At 66.1% G+C, this 12242-nt stretch carries 13 protein-coding genes; 8 read left to right on the top strand and 5 right to left on the bottom strand.

Translation table 11 applies throughout. From position 1 onward, the window contains the following. Positions 1-335: 335 nt before the first annotated feature. Both OG558_RS22615 and OG558_RS22610 read left to right on the top strand, forming a co-directional pair. Entirely contained in the window at positions 336-914 is a 579-nt protein-coding gene (locus OG558_RS22615; protein WP_405072074.1) for a hypothetical protein, read from the top strand. Between the two features lie 7 nt (positions 915-921). After that, entirely contained in the window at positions 922-1212 is a 291-nt protein-coding gene (locus OG558_RS22610) for a hypothetical protein (RefSeq protein WP_405072073.1), read from the top strand. Positions 1213-1325: 113 nt separating this feature from the next. On the opposite strand, the gene OG558_RS22605 is transcribed toward OG558_RS22610, so the two are convergent. The 3 genes from OG558_RS22605 to OG558_RS22595 form a co-directional block, all read right to left on the bottom strand. Further along, positions 1326-1922, bottom strand: a complete 597-nt coding sequence (locus OG558_RS22605; protein WP_405072072.1) for a hypothetical protein — start codon at positions 1920-1922, stop codon at positions 1326-1328. Positions 1923-2147: 225 nt separating this feature from the next. Continuing rightward, on the bottom strand, positions 2148-2819 hold the full coding sequence (locus tag OG558_RS22600; protein ID WP_405072071.1) for a hypothetical protein: 672 nt from the start codon (positions 2817-2819) through the stop codon (positions 2148-2150). 687 nt (positions 2820-3506) lie between these two features. Then, the gene (locus tag OG558_RS22595; protein WP_405072070.1) at positions 3507-4211 is read right to left on the bottom strand and encodes an HNH endonuclease family protein; all 705 of its coding nucleotides are present in this window, start codon (positions 4209-4211) and stop codon (positions 3507-3509) included. A 272-nt stretch (positions 4212-4483) separates the two neighbouring features. On the opposite strand from OG558_RS22595, the gene OG558_RS22590 reads away from it, so the two are divergent. The 3 genes from OG558_RS22590 (at position 4484) to OG558_RS22580 (ending at position 7433) form a co-directional block, all read left to right on the top strand. Then, positions 4484-4876 (top strand): hypothetical protein, encoded by a 393-nt coding sequence (locus OG558_RS22590; protein WP_405072069.1) that lies wholly within the window; start codon positions 4484-4486, stop codon positions 4874-4876. A 969-nt stretch (positions 4877-5845) separates the two neighbouring features. Then, positions 5846-6433 (top strand): hypothetical protein, encoded by a 588-nt coding sequence (locus OG558_RS22585; RefSeq protein ID WP_405072068.1) that lies wholly within the window; start codon positions 5846-5848, stop codon positions 6431-6433. Beyond that, complete coding sequence (locus OG558_RS22580) at positions 6417-7433, top strand: SRPBCC family protein (protein ID WP_405072067.1); 1017 nt, start codon at positions 6417-6419, stop codon at positions 7431-7433. The genes OG558_RS22585 and OG558_RS22580 overlap by 17 nt, the downstream gene beginning before the upstream one ends. Before the next feature lie 471 nt (positions 7434-7904). Here OG558_RS22580 and OG558_RS22575 read toward each other — a convergent pair whose 3' ends face one another. After that, a complete protein-coding gene (locus OG558_RS22575; protein WP_405072066.1) occupies positions 7905-8318 on the bottom strand; it encodes a nitroreductase family deazaflavin-dependent oxidoreductase in 414 nt (137 codons plus the stop codon). 561 nt (positions 8319-8879) lie between these two features. Then, on the bottom strand, positions 8880-9224 hold the full coding sequence (locus tag OG558_RS22570; RefSeq protein ID WP_405072065.1) for a hypothetical protein: 345 nt from the start codon (positions 9222-9224) through the stop codon (positions 8880-8882). 707 nt (positions 9225-9931) lie between these two features. Between OG558_RS22570 and OG558_RS22565 the strand changes: the two genes are divergently transcribed. The 3 genes from OG558_RS22565 to OG558_RS22555 all read left to right on the top strand — a co-directional run bounded on the left by OG558_RS22565 (position 9932) and on the right by OG558_RS22555 (position 12167). Beyond that, positions 9932-10942, top strand: a complete 1011-nt coding sequence (locus tag OG558_RS22565) for an alpha/beta fold hydrolase (RefSeq protein WP_405072064.1) — start codon at positions 9932-9934, stop codon at positions 10940-10942. 98 nt (positions 10943-11040) lie between these two features. Beyond that, positions 11041-11307, top strand: a complete 267-nt coding sequence (locus OG558_RS22560; protein WP_405072063.1) for a hypothetical protein — start codon at positions 11041-11043, stop codon at positions 11305-11307. A gap of 71 nt (positions 11308-11378) precedes the next feature. Next, on the top strand, positions 11379-12167 hold the full coding sequence (locus OG558_RS22555; RefSeq protein WP_405072062.1) for a DUF3626 domain-containing protein: 789 nt from the start codon (positions 11379-11381) through the stop codon (positions 12165-12167). Positions 12168-12242 lie beyond the last annotated feature (75 nt).

Below are 12242 nucleotides of genomic sequence, written 5' to 3'. Positions count from 1 at the left end.
GTGCCGGCGCACCTCCTGTAACCACCGGACATACAGCTCAACGTGTGGCCGGCCCGCTGTCAGCGGGTCCAGGCCCCGCCGCTCGCACCACACCAGATACCCCCGCAGGTCCGACTCGGTGTGGATGCGGGACTGGCCCTTGAACCGAGCCAAGTAGGCAGCGACAGCTAACCGCAGCACGCCAGACATGACGACAACGACACCGGAAACGGCCGGCCCTGGCTGTGAGATCTCCATTTCCCCCGGTGCCCAAGAACGTGCCAGTCACGTCAACCGCTCACACATGCACCATCTGCGGCGGATCCGGACGTCGTCCGGCTCCTAGGATCAGGGGCATGACGGTTGACTGGCTTCGCGCGTTCCCTCGGGATTTAGCGCCTGTGGTCACCAAAGCAGCCCTGAAGTTACCACCCTCGGAGTTCGACCAGTCCGGCCTGATCACCGAGAGCAACTCGCGCGCGTGGCCGACTCTTGTGGCATCGGGCCAAGCGATTGAGGTTCCCTACCGGATCTACAGCGATCACCTCTCGGCTCGCGACTGGGATGCGGCCACCTCAGTCGAGCGCACAGTCCTTGGGTGCTTCTACTCACGACACCACGATGGGCACGTTCGGCAAACCGCGCTGCCCTGGCTGCTCGACTCCGCTGAACCCTTCGTCGCTCCGTTCGTTGTGCAGTTCCTCGGCGAGTACGTCCTGGAGATCGTCGTGGACATAGCCGAACGGATCGAACGCGACCGCGTCAACGGCTCGTGCCTCCTGGAGGCGCTCTCCCAATTCGCACATGAAAACCCCGCCTTCGTGACCCTCACCGAAGCCCGCGCACGAAGCTATTGGGCCGAGTACTACCGCCGTGAGTTCGTCTGGGCGCGGGACTATCCGGCGCTGATTGCCATCTCTCGCATCAACGCGTAGCGCACGCATGGAGCAAGCGCTGATCGGCATGACCACACGGATCGCGGCATGCGGAAACGCCGAAGCGAAGCTAGAGTCTTCGCCTGTGGAGGTGCCGGACGACGTTTGGTCTGTGGCCGACCGCTTCCTGTTCGACGGCAGGATCATCAGGGCGCTCGAGCATTTGGCGGAAGTGGGTGGACTCTCGCTAGGCAACGCGATCGATGCTGTAGATGAGCGCGTGGCGTTCCTGAAGGCGAACCACGCGGTGGGCTTCACGGTCCCGCTTGAGACTTATGGTCAGGGCTCCTACTCCTGATGGCGGGGGTCAACTCGGCGACATCGGTCGCCCGGACGGCGGCTACTCCGGTTGCCGCAGCGCACGCCATCTGCGGCACGTCCGAGCGACATGGTCCCTTCGTCGGGCGACGGTCATGAATGGTTGCGCAGTCGTCGCCGCACCACACGCCGCCGCAGGGTGGGCGAGGCCACCACCTCGTAACCGGCATCGAGGAAGACCTGGACTAGCCCGACCGAGGCCTCGTCCCAGATCACGGTCTTGCCCGGCGGCGGCTCGATCGGGTACCCCTCCAGGACGCGGGCGCCGACCTGCTCGCCGTACTCAACGGTGGCGGCGGCGAGCTCGTAGGTCAGCCCCGACTGACGCCGGCCCTTGCGCACGACGAAGCACGTGACTGACCAGACGCCCTCAAGCTCGGGGTCCATCCGCATCCACGCCTGCTTCCGGCTCCACAGCCTCGGGTAGTTCTCCCGCGGCTCGACCGCGACCCAGCCGGCCGCCTCGCCGCCGACGTACCCGATCAGCCCCGACGTCGCTCCGGTGGTGGTACCGCAGGCGGTCTGCTCCAGCAGCGCGGCATCCCTCTGCTCCTGGGTCGTGTCCCGCCAGATCCAGCCGGGCACCTTCAGCGCTTGGCAACGGCACTTGTGGGCTCCACCCGTGGCGAAGACCGCCTCGACGTCCTCTGTCGATGCTTGATTGGCCGGGAGCCACACGAAGTCGGGCATGCAGCCATCATGCTCTTCGCTGGGCCTGCCATCGGCGAAGACCGCGGTCCACCACCGGCACGCGAACGAACGGGCGGAGGGTCTGGGAGAGACGGTCTTCGTACCAGCAGGTCCACGCCTTCACTATCTGCGGCAAATCCGGGCGTTCGGCCCGGAGATCCGTACCTCTGACCAGCACATGGCTGAAGCTCGAAGCGGGCAGCGAATAGACGAGGAGTGGAAGCGCTACTTCAGCCTGCGCGAGGAAGAGTGTGTGACAGAGCTCGAGGTCATGGCCAGCACCAAAGCGATGACCAGGATGAGGCAGGCGATTGGCCACAGCCACTCAGGGTTGTGGGGCCAGGCCACGAGTACGGCCGGAATGGTGAGGGCGATGGCGAGACCGGCGGCGGCCAAGATGTCGACAACGCGCCGCCTGGTCGGGCTTTCCTGAGTCTCCGCGTACGAACTCTCGGGAGCCTCGCCTTGATTGCTCGATCGCGGGGTCTGCGCCCAGTAGGTGATCAGGCTGGCCGCGCGCTCCTCGGCGCGCTTGGGCTTCCACAAGCCCACGGCGGTGCAAGGGCGACCATCTCGTCGAATGATGATGATTCCGTGCGAGCCGGACCTGGCTGAAACGACGTTGTCTCTGGCGATTCGGTGAGTCCGCAGCCGATTGCGCACAACCAGCTCGTCGGGTGACAGCCAGACCGCGGGCCGTACGACGCCAAACCACCACAGCGCCGCGTATATCGCGATCGCCGTGAGCGGGTCGCTGATCGGGTGGTCGTCTTGCATCGCGCTGGAGATCAGGGCGATCGCGCCAGTCGCGACGACTGCCGCTCCCGTGCCGAGCCGGATGGACAGGGCCACCCGCCAACAGCGGCCGACCGCACCGTCAGCCAACTGCGGTCCCACGCGACGCTCTGTGCTCACACGCGAATCATCGCAGGCACACGCCTGGCAGCGGAACCCGCTGCCACACTCGCCGCGCCGAGGGTAACCAGGCCAGGCCCGGCGGCACATTTGCTCCACGAGCGCTCGACCCGATAACGCCGGGCCCTGGCATGATCCGCAGTTGGCCTTCCCGTCGAGCCCTTCCTGAATTCGGCATGTGCGTGCGTTGGCCGGCGCCCAGGGTCGCCAGGCATTCCAGCCGGTAACGAATCAATCGGCGAACATGTGTCGCGCCTCTGCTGGCGGATCACATCGTGCTGGGCGGGCCTGCCCGGTAAGCCAACAATGCGACTGCCGACCTTCTCATTACGAGGAAGAACGACAGCGTCGCATCTGCTCTCTACCAGCGCTTCTAGCAACACGGCCGCCCCAGAGAGAGCGCGAGATTCCCCATGCGTATCCGTCGTTTCGTGCCACGAGTCATGCCATGCATGTCGACCACCCCCCGGTTGCGGCGATCGTCCACGTGCGTCGCTGCTCGTGCAGTGCGAGACGGCTACCGCGTTTTTAGCTTGTACGTGGATGGAGACAACGTGGCCGCACTGCGGCTGTACCTCGGCTCCGGGTTCGTCGACCACCATCAAACCGCTGGCGGCATAGTGGTGGTCAAGCAACTGGACGGCTGACGCCGTCGCCACACCTGGCCTTCTAGGGGCAGGTTCGGGTGATCGCCTGGGCGGCGTTGCGATCGGCCGCGGTGATCGGCAGCGCGTACTTGCGGGCGACCTGGAGGTACTGCAGGACGTAGGTGCATCGGTAGCTGCGGTTGATCGGCAGCCACTCGCCAGGCCCAGCGTCGTTCTTTGACGCGTTGGCCGGTCCATCAACAGCCAGCAGGTTCGCTGCCTGGTCGTTCGCGAAGTCGACGCGTCGCTGGAGCGGCCATCGCGCCGCGCCCATGTCCCACGCCCGGGCGAGCGGATACACGTGGTCGATCTGCACCTTGGTCGCGACGGCCTTGCGGAACTCGACCCGGCGACCTGTGTAGGGCTCGACGGGGAGGGTGCCAGCGATGACCACGCATCTGGAGCCGCTGCGGTACTGCACCGCGGTCAGTTGGGCCGCGAGTACGTCGTTGCGGGTGTCGCAGCCGTTGTGGCCACCGCGGCCAGCGTGGTCGTCGGTCCAGGTCTGCCCGAACTGGTCTCGCTTGTATCCCGGCACCTCAGGCCGGGCGGCAATGACTCGGAGCTCGCGGAGTTCGGCAGAGATCAGCTTGGCCGTGCCGGTCGCTGGCTGAACGGTGACAGGACTGCTGGTGGGCGTGGCTGGCGGAGGTGGGTTCGATTTGGCCGGGTTGGCTCCGGCGACTGGATAAGCGCACCCGGTGATGACGACGGCGAGGACGGTCAAGGCGGCAAGGGGTTGCGCATCACGTGACCTTAAAGTATGGCTGAGGTCTCGCGCGCCTCAGGTCATGGCTCGGGCTCCTCTCGGACTCACGAGCTGCGCGAGCTGGGCAACGCTCAGCGGTTCATCATCGATCCTTCAGATGCGGAACGGAGACCAGTCAATCGCGACGTGGACGACGCGAACCGGTCTGTACGGCATCGACCTGCAACCACGATTGCAAACCGCGTACCTGGCCTTGGCGGCATGCTGGGTCGACACGTAGTGTCCGCGTTGTGCCCAAGAAGATGCTGGTCCTGGCCGCCGCTGTGCTCGGTGCAGTTGTTATGGCGGTGATGGCGGTTGTTCTCGACATGCCTGGCTACCTCGCCTTTGGGGCGACTGCGGCGTTCGTCGCAATTGGCTATGTTCTGCCGTTTCGCGGATTGCCGCTCCTCGTGGCCAGACGACAGCGCGAGCCGACTGGGGTACCGGGAGTAGCCGTGATCTTCACCGTGCTCGGCATCATCATGTCGCTCTTCTGCACCACCGCGGTTGATGGAGCTGACTCATCGATACAGGCCGCAGGATGGTTCGGTGTCGCGATGATGACAGCGCTAGGTGCGATCACCGTCGCGGGCCTTCGATGCGCCGAGAGCCTGAGGGCGGCACAGCCGTCAGGCGCTTGACGATTACGCGTCGAGCGCGCGGGCAGTCCACCGGGGATGCGGGATCTCACGGGCAGACGGGCGGCTCGGGTCGTTCGCCGAGGCGGTAGGCGGCCGGCACGGATCGCGGCTATGTCAGTGCGTTTGTCCGGTTGACTTTCGCAGGGCGGCGCGCTTGGTGTCGCAGGTTCTGTGGTCGGGCTCTTGTCCGCCTCTAGCTGCTCCAGTTCGGTCACCAACGGCTGGGGCGGCACGCCCTGGTCAAGCCAGCCAAGTGTCAGATCGGCCCAGTAGTCGCTGGCTCCGATGGCGTACCTGACCAGCTCCGTGGGTCGTAGTCCCGCTCGAGTCCGGCGTCGAACTCGCGCTCTAGATCGACGAGGAACGGCAGCATGGGTGCGTCGGTTCTAGCACGATCTCAGCTTGCCGGAGACTGACCTCGCAATGCGCCAACTGCGGCATGTCCGGGCGTTCGGTTGGCAAGGCTGGCAGTGATACCCGGAGCATGGGTGGCGCGAGGCGCGGTGATCGTCCCGTCGGGTCTGCCCGGCAATCTCTGGTTCTGGGAGATCACGGCTGTTCTCCGCCTCCAGGGCCTGACCTCCCCGGGACGGTAGGACCTCCGCCTCTTGTGACTGTCCGCGGAGAGCCACAGCGTGAAGAAGACCGACCCAGTACATCGATTGGATCGGAGGTCCGGCAATGGCGCATCTGCGGAGGCGCAAGGTTATGCCCACGGCTGCACGGCCAGTGGCGAGCAGTGCCGCAGTCCCCGGTGATCCGCCGATCGGCAGGAGGAGTGGAACCGACGCAGACCTAACCGTTCCGATCGATGTCCCAGCGGTCGTCGGGTTCGGTTTCTGGGTCGCTGCCTCGACGGCGGTGGTTGCGGCAGTCTCTGTTGCGACCGGGATCACGACACCACCGCGGTCGGGGCCGAACTGCCACGGCGGGTGCGTCGCGTATCCGTACACCGATGCTGCGGCGTTCGTGCCGCGGGACTACCTGTGGATGTACCCGACGCTGCTGATGGCCGTTGTGTTCCTCGTCCTGTCGGTCTGCCTCCACTACTGGGTGCCGCCCGGTCGGAGGCTGTTCAGCGCTGCCGGTGTGTGCCTGACGGTGATGGCGGCGGGAGCGCTGGTGGTCGACTACGCGGTTCAGCTCACCGTCTTGCAGGCCGGCCTACGTACTGGTGAAACGGAGGACCTCTCGGTCTTGTCCCAGTACAACCCCCACGGGATGTTCATCGGGTTGGAGAACGTCGGATACGCGACGCTGAACTTGGCGTTCGTGTTCCTTGGCATCGCCCTGGCGACACGGGGATCCAAGCTGGCTCGCGCGACCGCGTGGGTCTTCGTTGCTGGTGGCGCGTTGACCCTTCTTCTCCTGGTTGTCTTTGCGGGCATCTACGGCACCGGCTTGGACTACCGGTTCGAGGTGATGTCGCTGCTGGTCACCTGGCTCGTGCTGATCACCGTGGGAGTCCTGCTCAGCGTCACGTTCGCACGTGCCGGCCTGACCCACGACGCCCACCTCACCAGAGAGAAGGTGTCGCATGGTGACACTGCTGATTGACCAGGTGCTCCCGAGCTACGACTACGCCATCGTGCACGCGAGCGTCTTCCACACCCCACCGGAGGCGTGCTTCCGCGCAGCATGCGAGCTCGACGTGCTCCGGAACCCTCTGGTGCGGACCCTGATCAGGGCCCGCTCGCTGGCGACACCGAGCCAGCGGCCACGACGCCTGCGGGTCCTCGACATGGCTGGGCCACCGTTGAACTGGCTCACGTTGGCCGAAGGCGCCGGCAGCGAGATAGTCCTCGGTCAGCTCTCGCGGCCCTGGGCGGCGGACGCCGCATCCCCAACGCAGCCTCGGACGGCGGAGGAGTTCGCTGCATTCGACCGGCCAGGTTTCGCCAAGATCGCGCTGAGCCTGCGGGCAGACCCCTATGGGGCAGCCTCGGCGATTCTCACCGTGGAGACTCGGGTCGCGCTCACCGACGCCGACAGCCGGCGCCGGTTCCGCCGATACTGGCGGATGGTGCGCCCGGCCAGCGAGTTGATCAGACGCCTCGCGTTCCGGCAGATCGCAGCAGACCTCGCGGCTCCACGCGCCGATGTGCAGGGCGAGATCGACATCTTGCGACCTACCGACATCGTGTTCGACACCGTGGCCGACGAACGCAACGAGCCCCACTTCAACCCGCGGCTGCACCGGGTCGAAAAGGCGACACCCGGCCCCGTTGGGGTCGGGACGACGTTCCGGGCGGAGACCACGACGATGGGGCGCAGCGTGCCCATGACCATCGAGTACACCGACTTCCAGCGTCCGCACCGACTCGGGTCCGTCACCCACATGCAGGCCATGGACATCGAGGGCGCCTTGACCTTCGACCCGACCTCCGAAGGCACGCGCATGAGCTGGGCCTGGAACTTGCATCCCCATGGCGCAGCGGCACTGATCCACCCGCTCGTCGTGGCGGTGGGCCGGCGGCAGGAGCGGGCTATCTGGGGCGAACTGAAGCGCTACCTCGAGGACAACCAACAAGCATCTGGCCAAAAGGGCGACGCTTGATCACCACACTGCCGATCAAGCGAGGCCTGAAGCCGGCTTCCATTGCCTCCCTGGAGTCGCGTTCGCGTCAGCAGCCGCTATCGACAACCTCGCGGCCGGCCTCCACACCGACTGGTCCGTCGTCATCGTGCATCTGGTCATCAGCGCGGTCAGCCTCGCCGTGCTGGCCTGGTATCTGCACACCGCCTCTCATGAAGTTCCAGACAAGCCCGGGACCGCACAGCCATCCCATACCCCAACGCTGCCGCTGCCCTGAGCGGCGGCTCCTTGCGTCTCGTTGAGAGTTCGTGCCGGTTCAGGCCATCCTGACATCGTGTTCGGCACGGGCCCGCGGTCAAGACCCTTCTCGAGTCGACGGTGCCGCATCTCCCGGCACCCGCTCACTGCTCATCGGGGCTCCCTCGGCGTCGTAAGCGGGGCAGAGACCTAGCGGTACGGAAGACTCAAGGATGCGGCGGCTCTCCCCGGGGATCACCTTTGTGTCGCTTCGAGGCGGGGCTGGACCTCAAAGACAGGATGGTCGTGCGGGTCGGGGAGTGAACGGAAGCACCGCTTGACGCTACGGCCGGCGATCTTGCGGTAGTCAGCAATGATCTGGGCTCGTTGGTCGACGGGGACCTCGCGGGCGACGAATCGCTCTGGCCCTCCGTGGCCGTGGAGTTCGCCCTCGCCCGCGGCGCGCAAATTCTGCACCCAGTCCGACTCCCCGAACGGCGCCACCAGATAGCGCCGTGGCCCGACCTGGACGGGAATGACCGGGACGTGCCGTGGCTGGCCGGTACGTCGGCCGGTCACGGTCAACTGCTCGACACCGCCGGTCCTGAGCTTGCCGACCACCGGGTTGACCACATGCCGGGTGAACCCCGGCGGCTTCAAATACACCATCACTGGACCTCCCCATGGGTGGCGGTTCTACGGTTCGCCCAGAGGCTCGCCGCCACCAGAGGCTAAGGTCCCGTCGCCCTGGGCGTCAGCGCACCCGCCAGGGCGAGCAGACCTGAATCAGTACCGCGATTGCTCGGCCCCGCATGTACGAGGAGCGATTCCTGTCATCGGCATGAGCGCGCGGATCGCGGCTACTTGAGGATGTTCCCCTGACTGATGGCCGGTTGGATGTTGAAGGACTGACGGAGCGCGCTGACTCGCTGCTGAAGAGGGATGCGAGGCGGGGGGGACTATCAGCCATGACTGTCGACGCGGCCGGCCTGCGCGCTATCGCAGAGTGCGTGAAACTCGTCACCGCCGAGTTCGACAGGAACCTCGACTGGCGTCTTGAGAGCCTTGAGACTCTCGACGAGGTGTGCGCGCACCTTCTGAGTGCAGGCCCGCTCAACGCGGATCGACAGGATCTGTGGTGGAAGCTCGTTGGCACGTACGTCGGCGAAGTTGTCCTGGCCGCCTACACCGAGACGGTCAGCGCTCTCCGGACCTGCCTCCCGCAGTCGCTCAGGTCGTACCGCCATGGTGGCCGGCGTGGCCAGATGAGTAGAGCGGCAGGCGGAACAGCATGACGGCGACCATGGCCACGCATGCCAGACCGCACACGCTCGGAACCAGTGCCTGCTGCGACACGATGCCGATCCAGTACCCGGCGATCAGCAGCACGCCGGCTGCCACGGACGACCCGGCCATCTCCAAGGTGGGCCGCCACTCCATGCGCCGGAACCGCATCCAGGCAACCATCGCACCCGCCAGGATGACGGAGCAGATGAGCGCTGACAGTGCGGGAGCTTCTTGTGTCAGGTCGGTGAACCCGAGAAGCGCCGCGACGCCGAAGAACACGCCAATCAAGACGCCTCCTCCGAGGCACATGACCGCGCACATTTCCAGGAAGTGGAAGCCAAACCGGCTGGTCGACTTCGCGGTCCGTGAGATCGGCCCGTCGCGGGCCGGAGCCTTGTGCGGGGATCTCGCTGTGTGTAGTACTCGCATGGGAACCTCCCTCGGTTGGCCCCTGGCCGCCGGGAGTCTCCCCCCAGTAGCGCATGGGGCAGACGTCTTTTCTGCCATCATCCGCTCCGCTCTCGGGCGTACGAAGGGTCCAACGTCTCCAGCGGTCAGGGCTATGGACCCCCTCCGGGCAGCCGACCGTTTCTGGTACCGGGCAGTGTCCGAATCTGCTGCCGCTCTACGGCTCGGAACGGCATGCGCGGCGCGTCGAAGAGGGGGCGTTCGGCCCTGTCACCGGTCATCGGCCGGGGGAACTTTTGGGGGGTCGGTGTCAGCCCGGCCACGCTCACCCAGTCGGAGTTTGCGCCGTAGAGCAGCGCAACGACGAGTCCATCTCGGGTGCCGAACGCCCACACCCGGGTCGCATAGTCGCGCCCGGTCACGCGGCCCCGTCTGCCGCAGTTCGCATGCGTTCGAGCAAGGTTGGGCATGGCCGCTCAGGGTCGGATGGCAATGCGGGGCATCCGGCCTGGCTCTTTCGTCACCGCGCTGTCGCGCGCATGCTCGATGGCGGGTGCGTGTACACCTGGAAGGCGAGGTGGCCCGTCATGAGGTTGCGACGCAAGACCGCGCCCACGAGCGGCGACCAGGACGTTCCCGCCGGCCCGGGGCCAGGGCGCTCGCACGTTGGCGGGGTCGTGGCCGGATCGCTGGCCGCGGGTTTCGTTGCGGCGGTGATCCTGCCGTTCCTCCCAGTCGGCACGGTAGATGTGGACTTCGCCACCGCCATGGTGCTGTTCGGTTTTGCGCTCGGGTGGGCGCTGATGGCGGTTCTGTCTACTCGGTTCACCGATCAGCCACAACGCTGGGCCGTGGCGCCGGCGATCTTCATGGCGTTGTCCGGGGCGCTGGTGCTGTTGGCCCCGGACGCGATGGTGGATGCGCTGGGGTGGGTCTGGCCGCCGGCGCTGGTGGTCTTGGTGGTCTGGGCCTGGACCCGCGCCAGGCGCGCGCTGCACAGCCGGACCAGGGTGTGGCTGCTGAACCCGGTGCTGGTCATCCTGGTGATCTTCGCCCTCGGCGGAGCGTACGAGACGATCCGCCAATCGACCGAACCTGGGGTCGTCATGCGCGGTCAGCTCGTCGATGTGGGACCGTACCGACTCCACCTGGAGTGCACTGGCTCACGCGGCCCGACCGTGATTCTTGAACCGGGTGGCGGCGGCTCCGCGGCCTCGATGGGGCTGATCGCACCCGCTGTGGCCCGCGACAGCAGAGTGTGCGTGTACGACCGGGCGGGGCGTGGCTGGAGTGATCCTGCCGCGAGTCCGCCCGATGGTGCGCAGATCGCCACCGATCTGCACAATCTGCTGGATCGCGCACACGTTCCGGGTCCGTACGTACTGGCCGGGCATTCCTTTGGCGGCCTGTACGTGAGGACGTACGCCGCCAAGGGATGGATCGCTGCTCAGAACGAGATGGCCACGCTGTCGACAGCCTTCATCGCGTCGAGTCGGGGTCGACCCACGCTTCCTTCGTGGAAAACCCAGCTCACGCCGCCGCGGTCACCCGCGCGATCCACGACGTGGTCGTATCCGTGCAGACCGGGGAACCCCTGAAGGGTCCCTGACGCGGCATTCGCCGTCCGCACATCGGCATGAGCGCGCGGATCGCGGCAGATAAGTGCGTTCGTGGGTCCGGCGGACAAAATGCTCGGATGAAGTCCGACTTGGAGCGATTGTCCGAGGAGTACGAGCAGGTCGAGGCCACGTTCATGGCGGCTGTCCGTGATCGGCTCGGCCATGCGCAACTTGCAGTCACGGCGAGGACCGTGGCGGAGGCCGCGGCTCGATTCAATGCCGAGGCGTACCGCAAGTTCCACGCCGGCGAAGAGGACGCCTGGATGCCCTTGGATCAGCTCACGGAACGCACGGAGGTCCTGGCAGAGCTGTGGGCCGACCTGGCGAGCGCCTTCGGCGGGTAACCCCACCACCGAATCTGCGCGGACAGCGGCAGAAGAGTGCGTTCTGATGGCTCTGGGGCACAATCCAGTTCGTGTCTGTAAAGGTCTCGAAGCGCGACGATCGCTCGTTACCAGGCCATGTCGCCGTGCAGTTCCACCCCGACTGGCCCTTCCGTCATGAGGGGATGGTGATCCAGGCGATCGCGCGAGATGGCATCTACCGCTCCCAGTTCGAGACCAAGATCTCGAACGGTGGTTTGACTGCATTCCCAGGCGGTGATCGCTGGCACTGGGAGAGTCGGCTTTTCGCGGGCCGATACGATCTCGCGCACCCCTCCGAGCGACCGATCTACGGGGCCCTGGACCGAGGTCGCTACGCCCAGGGTCCGGCTGTCCGCTTCGGGTCAGCGTTCCTGCGGCTCCGGCAGGACGTCACGTCGCGATCGACCTTCTGCTTTCCGGACTCAGCGTTCGCGCCCGTGTCTGTCGCCGGACCGGAGACATTGCCGGAGTTGCAGGCACTGGCGTGCGCGGCCGAGCACGACGACCTCGATGACTACATCGAGGCGCACGTGCATGGCGGCCTCAGGCTGGATCGAGACGTCGAATCCATAGTTCTCGATCCGTGCTTCCGGGGTACTCCGGTCGAGCACGAGGCGCTCGAGACAGGGTGTCCGGTGGAGTGGCATCCGGGTTTGCGGGTGTCCACAGCTCACCTGGACCCGGCTTACCGTGGTGCCGAGTTTGTCGATCTGGCTCGCTCTCTGGGGGAGGAACTGACACCGGCGGTTATCGGTTCCGCCGCGCGATCCGGTCTGCATGATCTTCAATCACTCAAACGCGTTTGGCACTTGCTGGCGCGATTCGGCCGGCTGACGTAACCCAACCAGTACGTGCGCTCATCGGCATGAGCGCGATTCACTCTCTGCGGCAGATCCGGGCGAGCGTGGCCGCCC

It is taken from the genome of Kribbella sp. NBC_01510, from assembly GCF_045040325.1.
Lineage (GTDB): Bacteria > Actinomycetota > Actinomycetes > Propionibacteriales > Kribbellaceae > Kribbella.
Note: the sequence above shows the minus strand (reverse complement) of the source record. Positions and strands in the feature narration are given on the sequence as shown.

Coding starts and splice junctions, on each gene's coding strand:
- OG558_RS22575 (WP_405072066.1), bottom strand. CDS start 8,318: ATGGTGTATTTGAAGCCGCCGGGGTTCACCCGGCATGTGGTCAACCCG.
- OG558_RS22615 (WP_405072074.1), top strand. CDS start 336: ATGACGGTTGACTGGCTTCGCGCGTTCCCTCGGGATTTAGCGCCTGTG.
- OG558_RS22610 (WP_405072073.1), top strand. CDS start 922: ATGGAGCAAGCGCTGATCGGCATGACCACACGGATCGCGGCATGCGGA.
- OG558_RS22560 (WP_405072063.1), top strand. CDS start 11,041: ATGAAGTCCGACTTGGAGCGATTGTCCGAGGAGTACGAGCAGGTCGAG.
- OG558_RS22565 (WP_405072064.1), top strand. CDS start 9,932: ATGAGGTTGCGACGCAAGACCGCGCCCACGAGCGGCGACCAGGACGTT.
- OG558_RS22605 (WP_405072072.1), bottom strand. CDS start 1,922: ATGCCCGACTTCGTGTGGCTCCCGGCCAATCAAGCATCGACAGAGGAC.